The 21,423-nt window shown below is 63.7% G+C and carries 15 protein-coding genes, 2 pseudogenes and 1 riboswitch; of the genes and pseudogenes, 8 read left to right on the top strand and 9 right to left on the bottom strand.

The genetic code is table 11. From position 1 onward, the window contains the following. Positions 1-157 precede the first annotated feature (157 nt). From ABD906_RS11390 to phoB, 7 genes and pseudogenes are all read left to right on the top strand, one after another. Entirely contained in the window at positions 158-1,213 is a 1,056-nt protein-coding gene (locus tag ABD906_RS11390; RefSeq protein ID WP_345099523.1) for an ATP-binding protein, read from the top strand. A 100-nt stretch (positions 1,214-1,313) separates the two neighbouring features. Then, positions 1,314-2,360: a PstS family phosphate ABC transporter substrate-binding protein gene (locus tag ABD906_RS11385; RefSeq protein WP_345099522.1), complete on the top strand. Its 1,047-nt coding sequence runs from the start codon at positions 1,314-1,316 to the stop codon at positions 2,358-2,360. Positions 2,361-2,491: 131 nt separating this feature from the next. Beyond that, positions 2,492-3,367, top strand: a pseudogene (gene pstC, locus ABD906_RS11380) (phosphate ABC transporter permease subunit PstC); the annotation flags it as partial. Continuing rightward, complete coding sequence (gene pstA / locus ABD906_RS11375) at positions 3,367-4,677, top strand: phosphate ABC transporter permease PstA (RefSeq protein ID WP_345099520.1); 1,311 nt, start codon at positions 3,367-3,369, stop codon at positions 4,675-4,677. The pseudogene pstC and the gene pstA, both read left to right, overlap by 1 nt. Before the next feature lie 20 nt (positions 4,678-4,697). After that, complete coding sequence (gene pstB, locus ABD906_RS11370) at positions 4,698-5,516, top strand: phosphate ABC transporter ATP-binding protein PstB (RefSeq protein WP_345099519.1); 819 nt, start codon at positions 4,698-4,700, stop codon at positions 5,514-5,516. A gap of 10 nt (positions 5,517-5,526) precedes the next feature. Continuing rightward, positions 5,527-6,258 carry a phosphate signaling complex protein PhoU gene (gene phoU / locus ABD906_RS11365; RefSeq protein ID WP_345099518.1) on the top strand — a complete coding sequence of 244 codons (732 nt, stop codon included), beginning with the start codon at positions 5,527-5,529 and terminating at the stop codon, positions 6,256-6,258. Positions 6,259-6,266: 8 nt separating this feature from the next. Beyond that, entirely contained in the window at positions 6,267-6,956 is a 690-nt protein-coding gene (gene phoB, locus ABD906_RS11360; RefSeq protein WP_345099534.1) for a phosphate regulon transcriptional regulator PhoB, read from the top strand. 130 nt (positions 6,957-7,086) lie between these two features. On the opposite strand, the gene ABD906_RS11355 is transcribed toward phoB, so the two are convergent. The 9 genes from ABD906_RS11355 to ABD906_RS11315 form a co-directional block, all read right to left on the bottom strand. Next, positions 7,087-7,770 (bottom strand): L,D-transpeptidase, encoded by a 684-nt coding sequence (locus ABD906_RS11355; RefSeq protein WP_345099517.1) that lies wholly within the window; start codon positions 7,768-7,770, stop codon positions 7,087-7,089. A 294-nt stretch (positions 7,771-8,064) separates the two neighbouring features. Beyond that, a riboswitch (glycine riboswitch) is annotated at positions 8,065-8,152 on the bottom strand. An 82-nt stretch (positions 8,153-8,234) separates the two neighbouring features. Continuing rightward, positions 8,235-11,360, bottom strand: a complete 3,126-nt coding sequence (locus tag ABD906_RS11350; RefSeq protein WP_345099516.1) for an autotransporter family protein — start codon at positions 11,358-11,360, stop codon at positions 8,235-8,237. Positions 11,361-11,362: 2 nt separating this feature from the next. Continuing rightward, positions 11,363-15,787, bottom strand: a complete 4,425-nt coding sequence (locus ABD906_RS11345; RefSeq protein ID WP_345099515.1) for a beta strand repeat-containing protein — start codon at positions 15,785-15,787, stop codon at positions 11,363-11,365. Between the two features lie 752 nt (positions 15,788-16,539). After that, the gene (gene ehuA / locus ABD906_RS11340) at positions 16,540-17,361 is read right to left on the bottom strand and encodes an ectoine/hydroxyectoine ABC transporter ATP-binding protein EhuA (RefSeq protein WP_345099514.1); all 822 of its coding nucleotides are present in this window, start codon (positions 17,359-17,361) and stop codon (positions 16,540-16,542) included. Continuing rightward, entirely contained in the window at positions 17,361-18,023 is a 663-nt protein-coding gene (gene ehuD, locus ABD906_RS11335; RefSeq protein ID WP_345099513.1) for an ectoine/hydroxyectoine ABC transporter permease subunit EhuD, read from the bottom strand. The genes ehuA and ehuD overlap by 1 nt, the downstream gene beginning before the upstream one ends. Beyond that, positions 18,023-18,751, bottom strand: coding sequence for an ectoine/hydroxyectoine ABC transporter permease subunit EhuC (gene ehuC / locus ABD906_RS11330; protein ID WP_345099512.1), 729 nt, complete (start codon positions 18,749-18,751; stop codon positions 18,023-18,025). Before ehuC ends, ehuD begins: the two co-directional genes overlap by 1 nt. Before the next feature lie 59 nt (positions 18,752-18,810). Next, positions 18,811-19,692 carry an ectoine/hydroxyectoine ABC transporter substrate-binding protein EhuB gene (gene ehuB / locus ABD906_RS11325; protein WP_378188494.1) on the bottom strand — a complete coding sequence of 294 codons (882 nt, stop codon included), beginning with the start codon at positions 19,690-19,692 and terminating at the stop codon, positions 18,811-18,813. 589 nt (positions 19,693-20,281) lie between these two features. Further along, a complete protein-coding gene (locus ABD906_RS11320) occupies positions 20,282-20,896 on the bottom strand; it encodes a fumarylacetoacetate hydrolase family protein (protein WP_345099511.1) in 615 nt (204 codons plus the stop codon). 123 nt (positions 20,897-21,019) lie between these two features. Next, on the bottom strand, positions 21,020-21,277 hold the full coding sequence (locus ABD906_RS11315) for a polysaccharide deacetylase family protein (RefSeq protein ID WP_345099510.1): 258 nt from the start codon (positions 21,275-21,277) through the stop codon (positions 21,020-21,022). Positions 21,278-21,291: 14 nt separating this feature from the next. Here ABD906_RS11315 and ABD906_RS11310 point away from each other — a divergent pair. Then, positions 21,292-21,423: pseudogene (locus ABD906_RS11310) on the top strand (IS3 family transposase); the annotation flags it as partial.

Here is a 21,423-nt window from a genome sequence, read left to right as displayed (position 1 = left end):
CGGCGAATAAATAACATGTGAATTTTGGATGATGCCCGGTTTCGGGGTGGCCGGTGAGCTGGCGATCGCTGAAGGGCTCAGGCTGCGAAACCCGCCGCTAAGGTTTTCCTCCAGAATGGGCTAAAGTTCGCTCATGCATGAAAGCTTGGACCGATTCATGATCCATCCGCAGACCCGCGCCATTCTTGAAGCCCTCGGCCAGAGCGTCTTCGTTCTCGACACGGAGCGGCGGATCCTGTTCGCCAATCCGGCGGCCGAGCAGAGCTTCGGGAGCGGTCTCGAAGGACGGCACTTCGTCGCCGCCGTCCGGCATCCGGAATGCCTGCGCGCCATCGACGAGGTGCTGGCGGGAAACAGCAGCACCGTCCGGACGGAGGCAACAGTAGGGACGGCCCCGCAGACCATCTACGAGGTCGCCGTCGCCCGGCTGGACGGCGATGGTCCGGGAGAAGCGGCGGTTGCCGTCTGCCTCGCCGACATTTCCGCTATCCGCGAGGCGGAGCAGATCCGCAGCGATTTCGTTGCCAATGTGAGCCACGAGCTGCGCTCGCCGCTCACGGCACTGGCCGGCCTGGTCGAAACCCTGCAGGGTCCGGCGCGCGACGATCCGGAAGCGCGGGCGCGGTTCCTGGGTCTGATGGAGGCTGAGGCGAGCCGCATGAAACGGCTGATCTCAGATCTCCTGTCTCTTTCGAAAGTCGAGGCGCGCGAGCGTGTCCGGCCCACGCGTTCGGTGGACATCGCAGCTCTTGCCCGGCACGCTGCGGAGACGCTGGAGAAACAGGCGCAGGAGGAACGCAAGACCCTGCGCCTCGAGATCGCGCCGGATGTTGGCCGCATCCCTGGCGACGCGGATGAACTCACCCAGGTGCTGCACAACCTGATTGAAAATGCGGTGAAATACGGTGCGCCCGACACCGAAGTGACCGTCACGCTGGGCAAGCGCGACAACGCTCCCGGCATCGTCGGCAGAGCGGTCGCCATTGCGGTGCGCGACCGCGGGGAGGGGATTCCGCCGGAACATCTGCCGCGCCTGACCGAGCGCTTCTTCCGCGTCGACGCCGGCCGCTCGCGCGACAAGGGAGGAACGGGACTGGGCCTTGCCATTGTCAAGCACATCGTCCGCCGCCACCGCGGCAGGCTGCAGATCGAGAGCACGCCGGGCGAGGGGAGCACCTTCACCGTGCTGCTGCCCGCGGAAATCCGGCGCTGACATCAAACTGTTACGTAATTGTCATAGGGCTTTTGCAGAGCGCGGCTAGAAAGCCGGCGTCCGGACCAGCCGGATGAATGCTCCAAAGGAGGCGAAAGCCATGACCAGACGTAACCTCGGCCAACTCTCGCTTGTCGCCGGAACGGCCATTCTCTGCGCCATGACGGCGGCGGAAGCGCGCGATCGCATCAGCATCGTCGGTTCCTCCACCGTCTTCCCATACACCCAGGCGGTGGCGGAGGAATTTGCCGCCCGCACCGGCGCACCGGCTCCGGTGCTGGAATCGACCGGCACCGGCGGCGGCTTCAAGGTCTTCTGCGGCGGCGTCGGCGAGAACCATCCGGACATCACCGGCGCCTCCCGCCGGATCACCCGCTCCGAGTTTGAACTTTGCGCCGGCAACGGCGTGACCGACATCACCGAGGCCCAGATCGGTTACGATGGCCTCTCCATCGCCATTTCCCGCGCCAATGAGGCGGACTGGGACTTGACGGAAGAGCAGATCTTCCGCGCGCTTGCTGCGGAACTGCCGGACGGCAAGGGCGGGTTCGCCGCCAATTCGAACCGCCTGTGGTCGGATATCAATCCTTCGCTTCCAGCGACGCCGATCCTCGTCTACGGCCCGCCGCCCACCTCCGGCACGCGCGATGCCTTTGTCGAGCTCGTCATGCAGGACGGCTGTTCGGGCCTTCCCGGCATGGCGGAGCTGAAAAAGGCTGACACCGACCGCTGGAACGAGGTCTGCTCGCGCATGCGCCAGGATGGCGCGTTCGTGGAAGCCGGCGAGAACGACAACCTGATCGTCCAGCGTCTGGCCGCCGACGGGAATGCGCTCGGCATCTTCGGCTACTCCTATGTTTACGAGAATGCCGACCGGCTGAAGACGGTGCGCATCAATGGCGTCGCACCCGATTTCGACACCATTGCCGATGGATCCTATCCGGTCGCCCGGCCGCTCTTCTTCTACGTCAAGAACGCGCACCGCGAGCTCGTGCCCAACCTGAACGACTTCCTGGCCGAATATGTGTCGGATGAGGCGCTTGGTCCCGACGGCTACCTCGCCGAACGCGGTCTGACCCCGCTGCCCGATGACGAGCGTGCGGCAATGCGGGATGCCGTCACCAACGGTGCCCGGTTCGACATGTAAACATTCCGGAGAGCCCGTCCGCTTCCGCGGGCGGGCTTGCCCCTGAGGAAGACTTCATGGATCGTCCGACCCCAGTTTCTTCGATGACGTCGCGCCCGTTTCGTCCGTGGCAGAAACTCGCGACCGCAGGCATGGTCGCCGCTTCGGTCATCGCGGTGCTCACCACGCTCGGCATTGTGGCTGCGCTTGCAGGCGAGGCGATTGCCTTCTTTCGCATGGTTCCGCTCACCGAATTCCTGTTCGGCACGCGCTGGGAGCCACAGATCGCCATGCGCGCCGACCAGGTGGCGGGGCAGGGGAGCTTCGGCGTGCTGCCAGTTCTTTACGGCACGCTGGTGATCTCGCTGATCGCCATGGCGGTCGCCGTTCCGGTCGGCCTCTTCTCGGCAATCTACCTCACCCAGTACGCCAGCCCCCGCACCCGCGCCGCGGTGAAGCCGTCGCTCGAAATTCTCGCCGGCATTCCGACCGTGGTCTATGGCTTCTTCGCGGTGCTGGCTGTTGCCCCCGTGATCCGGGATCTTGGCGAGGCGCTCGGCATCCCGTCCTCTCCCAACAGTGCCCTGGCGGCGGGTGTGGTCATGGGCATCATGATCGTGCCCTTTGTCTCATCCATGTCCGACGACGCGCTTGCCGCCGTTCCGCAGGCGTTGCGCGATGCCTCGCTTGCGCTGGGGGCGACGCGGGCGGAGACCGTCTGGCAGGTTCTCCTGCCTGCCGCACTCCCCGGCATTGCCGGCGGCGTGCTGCTGGCGCTGAGCCGCGCCATCGGCGAGACGATGATCGTGGTCATGGCGGCCGGCCTGATCGCGAAGGTCACGCCCAATCCGTTCGATGCGGTAACCACCGTCACAGTGCAGATCGTCACGCTGCTGACCGGCGACAGCGCCTTCGACAATCCGAAGACGCTGGCCGCGTTCGCCCTGGGACTCCTCCTGTTCCTGATCACCCTCGGCCTCAACCTCATCGCGCTGCACATGGTGCGGCGGCGGCGGGAGACATACTGATGGACCAGACCGCGACAATTTCCACCGCACAGTTCGGCGCGACGGACGAGCCCGGCCAGCAACCGGCAATTGCCCTCAACCGGGGGAGGTCACGCCATGCGGCGGACCGGCGGCTACGCCTGGCGGGGCTTGCCGCCGTCGGCCTTGCGCTCTGGTTCCTGGTGCTGCTGTTTTCAAGCCTGGTCGTCACGGGCTACTCCGCCTTCACCCAGGTCACCGTCAGGATCGAAGCCGACCTCTCGTCACTGGCAGGAAAGAGAGAGCAGGAAATCCGCGACGCCAACTGGCGGGCCATCCTGCGTGACGCGCTGCGCGGACTCGCGCCCGATCTGCCGAAGCGCGACGAACGCGCATTCTTTGCCCTGTTCACCCCCTCGGCCCATTATCTGCTGCGCGATGCGGTGCTGGCCGACCCATCCATGCTGAGGGACGGGGCCACATTTCATATTCCGCTTGCGGACACGGCGGACCGTTTCGCCAAGGGCGAGATCGAGCGCAGCCTGCCGGAAGACCAGCGCCGCCTCACCGATGTTCAGATTTCCCATCTCGACCGGCTCGAGACTGCGGGACGTCTCGAACGCTCCTTCAACACCGGCTTGTTCCTCAACTCCGACAGCCGCTTTCCGGAGCTTGCGGGGTTGAAGGGTGCGATCGTCGGCTCCTTCTGGCTGCTCGCGGTCTGTTTCGCCCTGAGCTTCCCCATCGGCGTGGCGGCAGCTGTCTGGCTGGAGGAGTTTGCGCCAAGGAGCCGCTTTGCGACCCTTGTCGAGATCAACATCAATAATCTGGCCGCCGTACCGTCGGTCGTGTTCGGCCTGCTGGGACTGGCGGTTCTTCTCGGCTGGTTCGGCCTGCCGCGCTCGACGCCGCTCGCCGGCGGTATCGTGCTCGCGCTGATGACCATGCCCACGATCATCATCGTGAGCCGCGCGGCGCTCAAGCAGGTGCCGGCGGCAATCATGGAGGGAGCACTCGCCCTCGGCGCGACGAAGCACCAGGCCATCCTGCACCACAAGTTGCCGCTAGCGATGCCGTCGATCCTGACGGGCGCGATCATCGGTCTCGCGCAGGCGCTGGGCGAGACGGCACCGCTGCTCCTGATCGGCATGAACGCCTTCATCGCGGGCGATCCGGGCGGCCTCCTTGATCCGGCCACGGCATTGCCCACGCAGATCTACATCTGGGCCGACAGCCCCGAGCGGGGCTTCCTTGCCCGCACGGCCGCGGCAATCCTTGTGCTGATCGGCTTCCTGGTTCTGATGAACGGCCTCGCCGTCTTCCTGCGGCAGCGGCTGGCCAAGCGGTGGTAACGACAATGGAGGCGAAAGCCATGTTTCAGGAGACTTCTTCCCAGGCCGCTGCGGTGGCCGAGATCACTTCGGGCGGACTGCTCGCACCAAAGATCTCGGCGCGCAGGCTCAATGTCTTCTACGGTCACAAGCAGGCGCTGTTCGATGTCGATCTCGACATATTTCCCCGTGGGGTAACTGCCCTTATCGGCCCGTCCGGCTGCGGCAAGTCGACCTTTCTGCGCTGCCTCAACCGGATGAACGACACGATCGAGAATTGCACCGTCACCGGTTCGGTGCTGCTCGAAGGCGTTGATATCCTGGCTTCCGACATCGACGTGACCGCCCTTCGCTCGCGCGTGGGCATGGTGTTCCAAAGACCCAATCCGTTTCCAAAGTCGATCTTCGACAACGTGGCCTACGGCCTGCGCATCCACCGGCTTGCACAAAGCCGCTCGGAGCTTGAGGATAGGGTCGAGGCCAGCCTGCGCGGTGCGGGCCTGTGGGATGAGGTGAAGGACCGGCTGCGCGAATCGGGGACAAGCCTTTCCGGCGGTCAGCAGCAGCGATTGTGCATTGCCCGCGCGATTGCGCTGGAGCCTGAAGTGATCCTGATGGACGAGCCCTGTTCGGCCCTTGATCCGGTAGCGACCGCGAAGGTGGAGGAACTGATCGGCAGGCTGAGCGAAAACTACACGATTGTTATCGTCACCCACTCCATGCAGCAGGCTGCGCGCGTGTCGCAACGCACGGCCTTCTTTCACATGGGCAGGATTGTCGAAGAGGGCGATACGCGCGAAATCTTCACCAATCCGAAGGACGAGCGGACCGAAAGCTACATCACCGGCAGGATCGGATAAGGAGCAAGGAATGCAGGACCGCCAGCACATTGTCAGCGCATTCGACGAGGAACTGCACCGGATCGAGTCCCTCATTCTGGAGATGGGCGGGCTGGTCGAGACGCAGATCGAGGATGCGGCAGAGGCGCTCGTGCGCCGAGATGTCGAGCTTGGCGACTCGGTGCGCGATCGGGACCGCCATGTCGACACGCTCAACGCCCGCATCGACGAGGAGGTCGTGCGCCTGCTCGCCCTGCGCCAGCCGCTCGCGGAAGACCTGCGCTTTGCCGTGAGCGCGTTGAAGATCGCTGCCGCCCTGGAGCGCATAGGCGACTACGCCAAGAATATCGGCAAGCGTAATACGATCATCGCCCGTTCGGAGGTCCTGCAGCCGGCCTCCCGTTCCATCCGCCGGATGAGCGCGCTGGCGCGCGACATGGTGCATGATGTGCTGGACGCCTATCTCCGGCGCGACCTGCCGCTGGCGGAGGAGGTTCGCCGCCGCGACCAGGAGGTGGACCACATGCACAACGCGCTCTTCCGCGAGCTGCTCACTTACATGATCGAGGACCCGCGCAACATCACGCCCTGCATGCACATGCTGTTCGTCGCCAAGAATGTAGAGCGCATCGGCGACCATGCCACGGCCATCGCCGAGCAGGTGGCCTATATGCTTACTGGTGAAATGCCCGGAGCTGACCGCCCGAAAGCGGACGCCACCAGCTTCACCGCGCCGGGCCGGGAGGACGAAAAGCAGGGATGACGGGGGACCTGAAGCCGAAGGTGCTCGTTGTCGAGGACGAGCCGGCGCAGATGGAGATGCTGGCCTACAACCTTGAAAAGGCAGGCTTTGCCGTGCTGCGCGCCGTGGACGGCGAGGAGGGGCTTCTGGTCGCCCGGGAGAGCGAGCCCGTGCTGATCGTGCTCGACTGGATGCTGCCGTCCCTTTCCGGCATCGAGATCTGCCGCAGGCTGCGGGCTGATCCTGCCACCAGGGCGATCCCGGTCCTGATGCTGACGGCCCGCGGCGAGGAGGACGATCTCGTGCGCGGCCTCGATACCGGCGCGGATGACTACGTGGTGAAACCCTATTCCGTCACCGAGCTGCTCGCGCGGATGCGCGCGCTCCTGCGCCGCACGAGCCCCGCCTCGGCGGGCGAGATCCTGCACTATGGCGATATCATCCTGGATCCGGAACGCCACCGGGTGGAGCGCGCCGGCCATCCGCTGCATCTAGGTCCGATCGAATATCGCCTGCTGACGGTTTTCATGGAGCGGCCGGGTCGTGTCTGGAGCCGCGAGCAGCTGCTCGACCGGGTCTGGGGACAGGATGCGGATATCGACTTCCGCGCAGTGGACGTGGCCGTCGGCCGCCTGCGCAAGGCGCTGAGCCTGCCCGGCGGCCCCAACCCGATCCGCACCGTCCGCGGCGCAGGCTATGCGCTCGATCTGGAAGGGTGAGGAGACCCGGCGATGGTAGCTCCGGGGCAGAGAGCAGAGGCTGGTCCTGTGGCATTTCTCATACCCGGAAATTGCAAACCGGGACTGGCGCTGACACCTCTGAGCTGGCCGCTCGGGACCGCCGCCGGCCCTACACCAGAACGACAATCGGAGAACCCCATTTCACCTCCTGGTAGAGGTGAATGATGTCCTGGTTCAGAAGCCGCACGCAGCCTGACGAGATGGCCTTGCCTATCGTGTGAGCCTCACCGGTTCCGTGCAGACGGTAAAGCGTGTCCCGGTTGCCTTGATGGATGTAGAGGGCTCGTGCGCCAAGTGCATTGTCGGGCCCCGGCGGCTGACCGTGCCGCCACTTCTCCAGGGACGGCTGGCGCGCAATCATGTCGGCCGGAGGGGTCCACACGGGCCACTCGCGTCCATAGGCGATGTGCCCCCGTCCGGACCACTCAAACCCCGCTCGGCCGACTCCCACGCCGTAGCGAGTGGCAGTTCCGTTGTCGCGGACATGATAGAGGTATCGATTGAGCGTATCGACAATGACCGTTCCGGGCCTCTCCGGGGTGGGGTAATCGACGACCGCCCGGACAAACACGGGATCGAGCTGGCTCAAGTCGACCGCCGGGATCGGGAAACGCTCCTCGGCCATCGCCCGGTACATCAGCATGGCTTCTGCGGAGAATGCGGGAGGAGCTGGTTCGGGTACGATTTCTTCCGAACGCGGAAGGGAAGTGGTGCAGCCCGATAGGGCCAGTCCGGCGGCGCTTGCGAAACCGCTGAGAAACAGTCGTCGGTCGATGGGGCGCGATGTGGTCATGAAACGTCCTGTCAATTGGCAACACGCGCGCCCCCTGTGCAGGGGCGCGTCGATGGCGGCCCGCCCCGAAGCTTCCGCTGAGGAGGCAGGCGGCCGGATCTGTCGAAGGGAGTCGGTTTCAGCGCGTTACGGCGCGTGGGTGTGCTTCGGGCTCAAGTCAGGCTCCATAAAGGGCACGCCAGGCGATGGCGTTGGAGCCCCCTCTGTCATTGGCCTGAGAGCATCGCCGATCTGCGTCAGGCAGTATCAGCTTACACCTTGGGCGGGAGCTGCCGCTCCGCTTTTCAGAGTGTTGTCCATCAAGCGGTCCGGTTGCCTGAGAGTTTCCGGGGCGGTTGCTCCTTCGGCGGTCGGCGGGCCGACTCTCTCCCGCTTGTCGGGGAAAACATGCCCGCGCAGAGCAGAACGTGCAACCAGGCTCCGGTGAACACACCGTTCACACCCGCCACGGCCTTACCTCCTGCTCAGAACCGGACCGACAGGCGGGCGCCGCCAGAGAACTGCTGCTGGTCTCCGTTGAAGAGAGCCGAGCCGCCGAGTTCGAAGGAAGCGTTCTCCGTCAACCCCACCTTGAGCGAAGCGCCCAGCGTCCCGAACACGCGCTGCCGCTTGTCGGTAATGGTGTAGCTCGGCCCGTCCTCCGGCAGACCATTGAGCCGCAGTGTCGACGACCAGTCCTTCTCTCCCACGAAGGCCAGCAGGCCGGCCTTGATCGAGCCCTCGACCGGCATGCCACCGGTCGTGAACGACGAGCCGAACTCGATGGACGGGTTGATGACGCCGACCGTGTGGTTGATCGGCCCCACCGTCAGTCCATAGAGATCGCCCTGCTGCTCGCGATAGCCTGACTGGTGCAGGTAGAGGATGCCCGCATCGAGCTGTGGCCTCACATAGGCCCTCTCGCCCAGCGCAAAGGTGTGCGACAGATGTGCCATGGCCGAGAACCAGCTGAGGTTGGGGTCGCCCGTATGAACCACCTCACCCTCGGGCGTGGTGACCAGTCGCTCGATATCGAAGCTGCCGAACCCGGCCGAAACCGTGGCGCCGACGGATGTGGCCCCGATTTCACGCTTCAGCCCCAAGCCGGCATGGAAGCGCGGCCCGTTGGCCGAGAACTTGCGCGCATCGACGTCCGACGCCTCCAGGCCGAGCGCGACGCTCGCGAACCAGTCCTGGGCGACCTCGACCTTGACACCGCCGAACATGCCGACGTCGTTGGCCGTGTAGCCGAGATTGTAGCGGCCGGAGTCGCGCTTGTTGTGGGCGCCGTTGATCTGGAACCAGCCGCAATAATCCGGGCTGCTGACGCGCAGGCCGCCCAGTTCAAAGCCGGGGCAGTCCTGCAACCCGCCGGAGAAGCGCAGGGCCGCCTGGACCGTCGCCTCTGCCGGGGCAAACAGTTCGGCGGGAGCGAAGCCGGCATAGAACTCCAGCAACTCATCGAAGTCCTCGATGCCATGGATCGTATGGAGCAGGTTATCGATGAAGCTGTATTCGTCGCCCGCGTTGTTCTGGCGGAAGCGCAGCAGATCGTCGAGATGCGCGCCGAAGTTGGTATGGTTTTGCGTTATGTTCGCCGCGACCGTCCCCGGAACCCGGTCCGGATCGTTCGCCCAAGGTGCGTAATCGATGGAGTAGGAGAGGGTGATCGCCTCACCGCCTCCCGACTGGCTGACCTGGGACAGGGAATACGCCACCGTCGCGGTACTCGAAACCGATAACTGATTGAAGTTGAATGGTACCTCAGAGTTTACGATCGTGATGGTGCCAGACTTGCTGCTGACAGTTCCCTGGCTGGCTGGCAGCACGGTGCCCCCTAGTCCGGGATTGTTCGAACCGCTGGTGACTGTGATCAGGTCATTGGCGCCGCCAGGTACGTAGTCGACGACGAGCGTTCCCAGATTTGTCTGGGCGAGTAATCCGGTGAACCCGGTTGAGCCGATGGTGCCGACCGTGCCGGCGGACATTGTGCCGAGGTTGGTCAGGCTGCCGCGCTCGCCGAGATTCATGGTCGCGCCCAGTCCGAAGGTGCCCGACTCGATATTGATGATTTCGATCGGGCCGCTTACGCCGTTCTGGTCATTCGCCTTTGACAGTACGGACCCTTCGATGACGCCGTAGTTGTTCACCGTCAGGCTGGAACCGTTTGTGCGGATGACATAGTCGGTTGGATCGGTGCCCTCGTTGCGGATGGTGCCATTGTTGTTGAGGGTATTGTTGGTGCCGTCGAACAGGGCGACGGTCTCGGCTCCGGCCGCGCTGGTCGACACCGTCGCGCCTTCGGCCACGGTGATGGATATCGTGCCATTGGTGGCGCCTTGGCTCTGGGCGAGGATGGCGCGGCCGTTCTCGCCCGAAGCGATGATGTCGGCGTTCACGTTGATGGAGATGTTCCCGGCCGTGTTCTTCTGATCGGTAGTATCGCCTGCCGACTGAGCGGCGATGCTGTTCTCCGTCGGAATCTTCGTGCTGCCCGCCGTGCTCTGGGCGATGACGCCGTGTGCGCCGCTGCCGGACACCTTGATCGCCCCATTGTTGGTGATCGAGATATCGCCGCCGTTGCCGAGATCGCCGGCGCTACCGGCGACAAACATGCTGCCGGGGTGCGCGATGCTGCCGGAAACGCTGACAATGCCGCCTGAGCCGCCCGTCGACTGGGCCAGTATGCCATGCGCATCTTGTCCGGTTGTCGTGATGGAGCCTGTCTGGATGGTGACCTTGCCGCCGTTGCCGCCGTCGCCAGCCGAGTTCTGGACGACCAGGCCGGCGCCGATGTTGAGGTTCTCCCATTTCTGAGACCAGCCCGTCTCGACATCGCCGGCGGCGCCGCCGCCACCGCCGACCGACTGGGCGAAGACGCCCACGGCGCCCTTGCCGTAAGTCTCGATACCGCCGGAGAGGTCGACCGTAACGTCTCCGCCGTCGCCGCCGCCGCTGCCGAAACCGCCCACGGTGACGGCCGCCCACACGCCGCCGGCCCCGGCGCCGCCTGTGCCGCCGCCGCCACCGATTGACTGGGCGTGGATGCCGTAGGCCTGCTTACCGACGGTAATGATCGAGCCGGTCCCGCTGATTGACACGCTGCCACCATGGCCGCTCGCGCCTTCAGAGCCGCCGATGTTCACCGTGACGTTGTTGAAGTTCGGTGTGAAGGTGAAGGCGCCAGGCAGGCCGGCGAACGTGTTCGCCGCGTCGTTGTTGGTCCAGGCCGAGATGCCGAGAGCGCCGTTGCCGCCGTCGCCGCCGCCGCCCCCGATGGAGCGCGCGGCTATGCCATGGCTGAGGTCGCCGTAGGTGAGTATTACGGCATCATGCTCGACTGAGACGTCCCCACCATCGCCGGCCGCGCCGCCGTTGCCGCCTACCGAGGCCGTCAGCGACAGGCTGACCTTGGTGGTCTTGTTCTCGGACGAGCCTTGCGACGGCTTGCACTCGTAGCCCGTATTGTCGGAGACCATCTGGCAGATGCCGTTGAAGGAGAAGGATGCCGACGACGTGGAACCGCCGTCACCTCCGCCGCCGCCGATGCTGGCCGCATAGATGCCGCGCGAATAGGCATCGAGCGTGGTAATGAGGGCGTTGTTTGTCACCTTCACCGTGTTGCCGTTGCCGCCGCTGCCGCCCTTACCGCCGACGTCGACTTTGCGGTGACGTTAAACTGGGTGGTGTTGTCGCCCGAGTCGTCCGAGTCTCCGGGCAGGGGGGAGACGTTGATGTTTGCGGCCTTCCCGCCCTTGCCGCCGCCGCCGCCGATGCTCATGGCAGCGATGCCATCCGATCCACCAAGATTGGTGGTGATGTCGCCGGTGGAACTGACCGTTACCGTACCGGCGTCGGCGCCTTTGCCACCTTCGCCGCCAAGATTGACATCGATATTGAAGGCATTGCCCTTCTGCCCCGTGACCAGGACGGAGTAGGCCGAGCCGGCCTTTCCGCCGTTGCCGCCGATGGACTGGGCCAGAATGCCGATACCACCGAAGTCGTAGGTGGAGATGCTCCCGCCGGTGGTGACGGTCACGCCACCGCCGGTTCCGCCATTGCCGCCCGATCCGCCGATCGACACCCCGACTTCACCGGAATACTCGCCGCCGGTGGCGCTCGCCTGCGCGATGAAGCTGCCATGGCCGCCGCCGCCGCCGATGGATTGGGCCAGGATGCCCATTGAAAAGACTTCGTAGGTCTCGATGGAGCCGGTGCTCGTCACGTTGACATTACCGCCCTTGCCGCCGTCGCCGCCGCTGCCGCCGACCGAGACCGCCGCCGTGCCCATCGACAGGGCCGAAGCGTTGACGACACCCTTGGCATTGCCACCGCCACCGCCGATGGACGAGGCTTCGATGCCGCTGGAGGCCATGCCTTCGGTGATGATGCTGCCCTGGTTGTTGACGGTAACGGTTCCGGCATTGCCGCCATTGCCGCCGTGGCCGTTGATGTCGACATTGGCATCGGCGCCGGCGAACAGATTGGCCGACGCGACGAAGCCGGAGGAACCGCCCGAGCCGCCCACGCTCATGGCGAGAATGCCTTCTGAAAGCACGCCTGTGGTGTAGATGGTGCTGTCGGCAGAGGTCGACACGTTGACGTCACCGCCCGCACCGCCGACGCCGCCATTGCCGCCGACGCCGACCCCGATCGGTATGCCGCCGCTGATCTGTCCGGTCATCGTCAGGCTGCCTGCGCCACCACCGCCACCGGCGCTGATCGCGCGAATACCGTCGGACTCGTCGCCAGCCGTATTGAGCGTGCCATCAAGCGAAACCGTAACCGTGTTGCCGTTACCACCTGCGCCACCCTTGCCGCCGACCGCGACGTTGACGGACTGGCTCGATGAACCGGTAAGCGCGGCGGTCATCTGGGCCGAACCGCCACCGCCGCCGGTGCTGATCGCCTCGACTGCCGCAGACGCATGGCCCGAAGTGGTCACATTGGTGGCGGAGACCTGAACCGTCCCGGCATCGTTGCCGCTGCCACCATTGCCGCCGACCGACGTTGACAGCGACATGCCGCTGTTGAGCGTGCCCGACACGGTGATGCCGGAGTTGCCGCCGCCGCCGCCGATCGAGTGGGCGAGAATGCCCGCCGAGTTGGCACCGGCGGTGGTGATGGTGCCTGACTGCTGTTTCACCGTGACATCGTTGCCCGTGCCGCCGTCGCCGCCGTCACCGCCGATGCCCACGTTGATCGAGCCGCCCGTGGAGATGACGCTCGCTGACACTGACGTGCCTGCTGTACCGCCGCCACCGCCGGTGGAATGGGCCAGGATGCCCTTGGAGTGGTCGCCGGTGGTCGAAATGTCTCCGCTCCAGGTGACGGAAACCTTGTCGGCCGTTGAACCGGTTCCGCCCTTCCCCCCGATCGAAGTATTGATCGTGAGCGCCGTCAGCGTGGACCCGCTGATGGCCATGCCGCCATGGCCGCCACCGCCACCGACGGACTGGGCCTTGATGGCATCGGAATGATCGCCGGATGTCGAAAGCTTTCCGGACCCCGAAACCGTCACCGCTGCCGCGGTGCCGCCGCCACCGCCGTTGCCGCCGATTGTTGAGGTCAGCGATACCAGGGAGGCGCCGGTGACGTTGATGGCCATGCCGCCATGTCCGCCATCGCCGCCTGTGCCTCCCATGGTCACGCCGACATCGGTAAGGTCGATGGGGGCGATGCTGACAGTGGTGCCGCCATCGCCGCCGCCGACACTCTGCAGGAACACGCCGCGGGACTGCTCGCCCTTGGTAGAGATCGTCCTCCCCGCGGCACCGGCATCGGTGTACGTCACGTTTCCGCCATCGCCGCCTTGGCCGCCGGTGCCGCCGAAAGTCGTGCTGATGCCGGTGTTGAGTGAACCGGAGTTGGAGCCCTTGCCACCGCCGCCGCCCACGCTTTGTACGAAGATGGCGTCGGCATAATTTCCCGTTGTCGTGACGGTGCCGGCATTGGTGACGGAGACATCGCCGCCGTTGCCTCCCTGGCCGCCCGAGCCGCCGATCGTGGTGAGGGCGCCAAAGGTATTGTGCGCAGTGCCACCGCCACCGCCCACGCTCTGGGCAAGCAGGCCGGTGGCATACTCTCCACTGGTGTCAATCGAAGCGGCGTGGCTGACCGTAACCTTGCCGCCGCTGCCGCCAGTGCCGCCCTGGCCGCCAATGCTCACCACGCCTGTGGCCGCACCGCCATCACCGCCGCCGCCGCCGTTGCTCGTGGCGTAAAGGCCAATGGCGTACTGGCCCGTGGTCGACAGGGAGACGCCGCTGACAGTGGAAACGTTTACCGTGCCGCCGTTGCCGCCTGCAGACCCGCTTCCGCCCAGTGCGGCAACGCCGCCGGCAGAACCGCCGCGACCGCCGCCGCCGCCGACCGACTGCGCCTGTAACGCATAGGCATAGTCGCCGCCTGTCTTGATCTGCGTCCCGCTGCTCAGCGTCACCTGAACCGCGCCGCCGTCGCCCGCGCTCTGGCTGCCGCCGCCATAGCTCACAAAGCCCGTCGCGCCGCCGCCATTGCCCGCAAAGCCCCCGATCGATTGGACGAGAATGCCGTTCGACTCTTTGCCCGCCGTGGTGATGGTCCCGGTGAAGTCGAGCGTTACCGTGCCCGCCGGACCGGCGCCAGCTGCCGTACCGCCATGCCCGCCACCGATCGGTGCCGTCGCGTTGCCGCCGTCGCCACCGGCGCCGCCGTAGCTGCGAGCGATGATGCCGTTACTGGACGGACCGGCCGTGCTGATGTTTGCGGCAATCTCCGCGTTGACGTTTCCGCCGTTGCCTCCCTTGCCGCCGTCGCCGCCATTAGAAACGTCAATTGTTTTCCCGTCTCCGTCGCCGCCCTTGCCGCCATTTCCGGCAATGCTCTCGACACGGATCCCGTTCTGGCTGTTGGTGGTGCTGGTCATGGAAATGGTTACGACACCACCGCCGCTCGTGACGGTGACGTCGCCGGCATTGCCACCCGGGCCGCCATTTCCGCCAATGGCTTCGCCCGCGATCGCCTCGCCTTTGCCGCCGGCGCCGCCCTGTCCGCCGAGACTCTGCACGAGTATGCCATGGGTGCCTGTATCCACCGTGATCGTGGCCGACCCATGAACCAGAGACGCAGTTCCCCCGTCGCCGCCGCTGACGAGATGGCAGTCCGATCCATCCGCATTGCACGCTTGATGGGTTCCATCGCCGCCGTAGGCGTCGCCCCCGTCAGCTATCGCCTCGCCGCCGGCACCCCCATCGGCGCCAGCGCTCACAACGGTTACACCTGCTGTGCCATCTTTTGCGGTGATTTGCGCAGAACCAAGCGAAGCATAGGCGGTGCCCCCGTCTCCACCTTTACCGCCAGCGCCACCATACGCCTTCGGGGTGCCGGTATGCGCCCCGCCACCGTCACCGCCCTTGCCGCCGGCAGACGTCACATAGATCGCCGTGCCTGTTATCAAGCCTCCGGAGCCGTCGAGGGTGAACGTTCCCTCTTTGATGATGACGGAAGCTCCGTCGCCTCCGCCAAAGTTCCCGTCTCCACCCTCACCACCATGCGCGTCGCCAGCATTTGCGGTTGCGTGACCGCCACCGCCACCTGCGCCTCCCGTCGAAATCGCTGATACGAGGGTATAGTTTGTGCTGGAAAAAGGATTTCCATGAAGCGTCAGGTTGGCGGAATCGATCGTGATGGCTGCAGCGTTGGAATTGCCCGCAAGTCCGCCTTCTCCGCCCCGGGCCGTGCCGCCGATGACTGAATGGGCATCGTTGCTGGGACCGCCGTTCCCTCCGATGGACAAAGCCGTTATCAGTGACAGGTCACCCATGTCATCGGTTTCATCGGTGACGGTGATGGTGCCGGCGGAGAAGACTATCGTTGCATCAAATGCATTGCCGCCATCTCCGCCGTCCCAGGATTTCGCATCGCCATCGTTGGTATCGTGATTGCCGCTTGAACCATCGCCTCCGGTGGAATCGACGGCGACGACAGCGTGTGGCGAGCTGATGTTGTATTGGGTACCGGAAATGGTGCTGCCTGTACCGTCAAACGTCAAAGTCACATAATTCGCATCGCCGCCGGGCACACCATTGCCGTCCGGACTGTCGCCTACCCACCCCAGGATGAACGGTCCGGACGAAGAGGAAGGGACATTCGTAATCTGCATATTGGTGTACGTGTTGCCGTAGAGGACGTTTGATTCTCCCTGGCAATAGATCGTCTCGTCATCGTCGCTGGGTGTGCAGGCTGCAGATACTGGTGAACTGAAGGGGATTGTAAGTGCAGTAGAGCTTAAGAGGAGTTCAAGCGTGCCAAGATAAAGTCTCCCGATGCGCATCGTCGCCCCCAGTCATGCCAAGCAGGACAACCGCAACTTGTAGAATGAGATCAGAAAGTTTCATCGGAGTCACATTAAATTTTCGTCCTGAGCATCAGGATTTTGGATAGTATCCATTTATTGTGCAATCTATATTCAGAGACGCATAAATTTTATTCAAAAGTTTCGGTGTTTCTGGCCGTAAATGCTCATCGTGAAGGCAGCAATGCTTAAGGTGTGGGCTGATTTATGGGTGGCCGGCAATCAGCATGACGGAGGAGCGGGTAGGGGGGTAAACCCTAGACCAATCGGGTCATTGCCCTTTGGAATAGCGCCAACGCCTGGAGGGCAGCGGAATGAAAAGGCGGGCAGATGATCTACCCGTCTTGCATGCTGTTTCTGTTCGCCCGCCTTGTTGGCGCGGCGATTCCGGCGCTCCGGGAGAGATGACTCGTTGTTCGCCGTACGCTCCCGAAACGCGCGGAGGCGCGGTAACCCTATCCCGCTTCCAGCACCGCACTCAGGAACTGATGCGTGCGTTCCCGCTTCGGCGAGTTGAAGATTTCCTCCGGCGGACCTTCCTCATGGATCTTGCCTTCGTAGAAGAAGCAAACGCGGTCGGCGAACTCCTTGGCGAAACCCATCTGGTGGGTGACCATCAGCATCGTCAGCTGGAACTGCTTGCCGAGCATCCGGATGGCATTCAGCACCTCGCCGACGAGCTCCGGGTCGAGCGCAGATGTCACCTCGTCGAACAGCATAACCTTGGGCCGCATCGCAAGCGCACGTGCAATCGCCACGCGCTGCTTCTGCCCGCCCGAAAGCCGCTGGGGGTATTCGCCGAGCTTGTCGCCAAGCCCGACCAGTTCCAGGAGTTCGACTGCCCGTTCCTCGGCTTCCGCCTTTGACAGGCCGAGCACGTTGATCGGCGCTTCGGTACAGTTCCGCAGCACGGTCATGTGCGGGAACAGGTTGAAGTGCTGAAAGACCATGCCGATGTTGCCGCGGACGCTGCGCAGGTATTTCTCGTTGGCTCGCACGAGCCCGCCGTTGCTTTCCATATGCGTCAACGGCTTGCCGTCCACATAGATGACTCCTTCGTCGATCGGCTCCAGCGTCATGAGCATGCGCAGCACCGTTGTCTTGCCGGAGCCGGAAGGGCCAATGATGGCTACCTTCTCCTGTGGCGCAACATCGAGGTCGAGGTTGTCGAGGACCGTCAGGTCACCATACCGTTTGGTGACGCCGGAAAAGCGCACCATTGGCTCCTGCGTATCTGAAGCGGTCGGCGAAAGGGGACTGGAGGTCATGTCGTTCATTATCGCTTGCCGATGGTTGAGAGCCTGCGCTCGGCGCATCGGATGGCGGCCGAAGCGATCAGGCTGAAGATGAGGAAGAAAACACCCACCAGCGTGATGGGTTCGATGTAGCGGAAGTTCTGAGAGCCGAGAATCTTGGCTGTCTGCATCAGCTCCAGCACGGCGATTGCCGAAAGCAGTGGCGTCTCCTTGAAAAGCGCCACCAGATAATTGCCGAGCGCTGGCACGACCGGCGGGATCGCCTGCGGGATGATGATGTCCTTGAACGTCGTCGCCGGACTCAGGTTGAGCGCGGTTGCCGCTTCCCACTGGCCGCGCGGAATGGCTTCGATGCCGGCGCGGTAGACTTCCGAGCAGTAGGTTGCATAGTGAATGCCCAGCGCCAGCGTTCCGGCAAGAAATGCGTCCAGCACGATGCCGAACTCCGGGAGCACGAAGTAGATGAAGAAGATCTGGATCAGCAGCGGCGTCGAGCGGATGAACTCGACCACCGCCGTTGTAGCGCCGGTGACGGCCCTGTTGCGCGACATGCGCATGATGGCGAAAACCAGGCCCAGCACCAGGGCCAGGATGAAACCAGCCAAGGTTGCCTGAATGGTGACGATCGAAGCTTTGGCCAGAACCGGCAGAACGTCGAAGGCGTAATCCCAATCCCAGAACATCAGCTTGCCCTGCCTCTGACAATGCCGCCCGTGGCGACGCGCTCAAGAGCCCGCATGCCGAAGGTGATCAGCAGCGAGATGCCCAGGTAGATGAGTAGCACTAGCGTGAAGATCTCCAGGGTGCGGAACGTTGCCTGATTCATCTGCTGGGCCCGGAATGTCAGGTCCGAAATCGTGATCAGCGAGACGAGGGCGGTGGACTTGAGAAGTTCGATGAAGAGGTTCCCCCAGGGCGGAATCATTGCGACGAAAGCCTGCGGGAGGATGATGCGGCGCAGCGCCAGTACACGGCTCATGTTGAGCGCAATGGTCGCTTCCCACTGATCACGCGAGACGCCGTTGATCGCGCCGCGCACCACCTCGGCACCGTAAGCGCCGATATTGAGGCCAAGAGCGAGGATGGCCGACGTCATCGGACTGAGCGTGACACCGAGCTGGGGAAGCACGAAGAAGAGCCAGAACAGCTGGACGAGAGCGGATGTGCCGCGGAAAACTTCGATGTAGGCGCTCGCAAGCCAGCGAATGGGCGCGGGTCCATACATCCTGGCCAGCGCCGCGATGAAAGCCGCGACGACTGCCAACAGGGCGCCGCCCACGGTTATCTGAATGGTTATCCACGTACCTTCGAGCAGGCCGGGAATGAACAGTTCATAGCCTGCGAAGCTCGCGAAGACGAGACCCGCAGCAAAGGCAACAATTGCTGTAACGACTATTGATTTCAAAGGCATGGAACTGCGTTTCCGCCAGCTTGCGCTAGCGGAAACTCCACTTCATTGAGAAACGTTCCTTATTCGCCGGCGCAGAGTTCAGCCGTCGTCTTGGTGGGCATGAAGCCCTCGCCGAAACCGAACTCGCTCACGAGTTCGATATGCTCTTGCGTGCCCACGAATTTCTTCAGTTCTTCGTTGAACGCTTCGTAGAGCTCGGTGTCGTCCGGGCGGAATCCGAAACCGCCATGACCGACCACGGACTGGCCGGCAACGTCACCGAATGGTTCGGTGGACTCGACGCCGTCATTGGCGTCAGCCATCTGCTTGATGGACAGCGCGGTCAGCGCTGCCGCATGGGCGCGGCCTGACCGGACTGCGTTCACCAGGCTCGCCTGATCGGGAAGGATCATGAGCTGTGACTGGCTTGCGCCGGACCGTTCCGCGTAGCCCGCTTCCACGCCACCGGCGAGCACCGCGAGCTTCAGCTCGGGGTTTTCGGCAATCGAACTGTAGTCGGTAAGATTGTTGGGATTGCCCTCCGGTACCAGGAAGGCCTGGCCGATGCCGTAGGACGGCTCGGAAAACTGGATCTGGGCGCAGCGTTCCGGGGTAATGAACATGCCGGCCGCGATCACGTCAAACCGGCCGGCGCGCAAGCCGGGGATCAGCGAGCCGAACTCGGTCAGCACCCCTTCCACATTCTCGATGCCCAGGCGGGAGAAGATTTCCTTGGCCACGGCTGGAGCTTCACCGGTGAGTTCGCCGCTGGGTGTGGCGTACCCATAGGGAGCTTCATTGGCAAATCCGATGCGGATAACTCCCTCGTTTCTTGCCTTTTCCAATGTGGATTGCGCCTGGGCCCCCGCGGTGAGACCCAAGATGATGGCGCCGATTGCTGCACCAACTTTCAGTCCTTTTGAGAAAAGGCCTTCCGCATTAGATGTAATGATGGTGTTCAAAGGTAACCTCCAATTGGATCTTCAGAACTAGATCCCTGCACCTCCTTAAAGATTTATCCCGGCTAATCGTTCCGGGCGCGCATTGGCAAAATAAAGATCTTGAGAGTGATGACAACCGCTATGGGAAAATTTTTCTGCCATGATCGCGCAAGGTACTGATTATCAAAACTATTCTTTCGGATTCTCGATTTCGCCGACGTGGCGCGATCGCCGGATTGGCGGCGTTCCGTCGGGGCGATCAGGGTGAAACGCGGAAAGTGAATCGGATGAGATTGGGGAGAAGTCAGACGCGCGTTTGTGCGGCGATTCAGTCCATCTGGCCAAAGAAGTAGTCAACGAGTGATCGCACGGTCAGAAGCGCTTCTCTGGCTCCCAGCCACGACCTGGCCTTCCTCCGTCGCTTCAAGGCTGACTGCGTCCAGCGCAGCGGGGTACAATCAGCAAAGGCACGTCACGGTTTCCTGCAGCGTGGGTCTCGCGTGGTTCACGACCTCTGATGCGCCTGCTGCGGACGTCCCTGCGGAAAGCATGGCGGAAGTCGCAGCAGGGCACGCGTGAAGCCATGCGGAGCTTCAGCTTGCGGAAAATGTCAGGAAGACATCTCCCAATCCGGCGATACTCCCGTGGACATGGGCGTCGGGCCCACGAAGGACATGCCAGTGCACGATCCGGTGATGATGACCTGACCCTTTCTCAGACCGGGTTTCCGGCCCTCGCAATGACGGACGAGCCAGAGCAAAATGCGCTCGAGATCCCGGGCCGGATTGCCGCCAACGGTTGCCACCACCTCCTTTCCATCCACCGCGAGGCGGGCTTCTACCGCGGACAGGTCGATCGGTGCGGCCGGCATGGGACGGGGCGAGCCAAGGATCACGCCGCCATGGCTCTGGAAATCTGCAAGTTTCGTCAGGGGCGAGGCTTCCTCCCAGCCGGCGAGCCGCGTTTCCACGATCTCGATTGCCGGAAGGACGGCGTCAAAGGCAGCCCAGATATCCGGAACGGACGATCCAATCATGCCTGGCTCAAGGTCCCGCCCGAGGCGCAGGGCAAGCTCGACCTCGATGCCCCGTAACGGCCAGGTGGAGCTGCCCAGGCTCACGCCCGAGAAAAATGTGCATGCCAGGGGCATGGGCGCGCAGATGGGCTCGTCGGTGAGCCCCTTGGCGCCGACCTTCCACCCGCCCACTTCCCCCAGCTTCGCCATCACCGCGTCCTGCAGGTGATAAGCCTCGTCGCTGTCCTTCGGGGCGAGCCCGGCGACCAGGGCCCCCCCCGGAGCGGGCCCGCAGAAGGGCCTCAGCCCAGACGTTTGCTTCTTTGCCCGGTTTCATGGAACTCGCCGAATGCTCGCGGCGACTTCGCCTGCGGTTGCGTTCCAGACCCCGATGTGGCCCGCGATGTAGCGGATTACCTCTTCAAGGAACCTGAAGCGCGCGGGCTGGCCGATCATCCAGGGATGGATGTGCAGGCTGTAGAAACGTGTCGACTTCTCTCCATCCCCGTAGAGGACATCGAAGGCGTCGCGGCAGGTGAGGGTGATCCACCCCCATTGAACGGGTCCACCTTGAAGTATGGTTTTGACCATGAAGGAGGACCACAATGGCAAACAAGCGACACAAGCCCGACGAGATTGTCACGAAGCTTCGGCAGGTTGAGGTTTTGCGCGGCCAAGGCATGGCGATGGCGGATGCCGTTCGCCAGATCGGCGTTTCCGAACTGACGTTCTACCGG

Origin of the sequence: Chelativorans composti (genome assembly GCF_039541695.1) — a bacterium.
GTDB lineage: Bacteria > Pseudomonadota > Alphaproteobacteria > Rhizobiales > Rhizobiaceae > Chelativorans > Chelativorans composti.
Note: the sequence above shows the minus strand (reverse complement) of the source record. Positions and strands in the feature narration are given on the sequence as shown.

Bases quoted from the DNA above. Each gene is read 5' to 3' on its own strand.
- ehuC (WP_345099512.1), bottom strand. From the start codon at position 18,751: ATGCCTTTGAAATCAATAGTCGTTACAGCAATTGTTGCCTTTGCTGCG.
- pstB (WP_345099519.1), top strand. From the start codon at position 4,698: ATGTTTCAGGAGACTTCTTCCCAGGCCGCTGCGGTGGCCGAGATCACT.
- ehuD (WP_345099513.1), bottom strand. From the start codon at position 18,023: ATGTTCTGGGATTGGGATTACGCCTTCGACGTTCTGCCGGTTCTGGCC.
- ABD906_RS11390 (WP_345099523.1), top strand. From the start codon at position 158: ATGATCCATCCGCAGACCCGCGCCATTCTTGAAGCCCTCGGCCAGAGC.
- ABD906_RS11315 (WP_345099510.1), bottom strand. From the start codon at position 21,277: ATGGTCAAAACCATACTTCAAGGTGGACCCGTTCAATGGGGGTGGATC.
- phoU (WP_345099518.1), top strand. From the start codon at position 5,527: ATGCAGGACCGCCAGCACATTGTCAGCGCATTCGACGAGGAACTGCAC.
- ABD906_RS11320 (WP_345099511.1), bottom strand. From the start codon at position 20,896: ATGGCGAAGCTGGGGGAAGTGGGCGGGTGGAAGGTCGGCGCCAAGGGG.
- ABD906_RS11355 (WP_345099517.1), bottom strand. From the start codon at position 7,770: ATGACCACATCGCGCCCCATCGACCGACGACTGTTTCTCAGCGGTTTC.
- ABD906_RS11385 (WP_345099522.1), top strand. From the start codon at position 1,314: ATGACCAGACGTAACCTCGGCCAACTCTCGCTTGTCGCCGGAACGGCC.
- ehuA (WP_345099514.1), bottom strand. From the start codon at position 17,361: ATGAACGACATGACCTCCAGTCCCCTTTCGCCGACCGCTTCAGATACG.
- pstA (WP_345099520.1), top strand. From the start codon at position 3,367: ATGGACCAGACCGCGACAATTTCCACCGCACAGTTCGGCGCGACGGAC.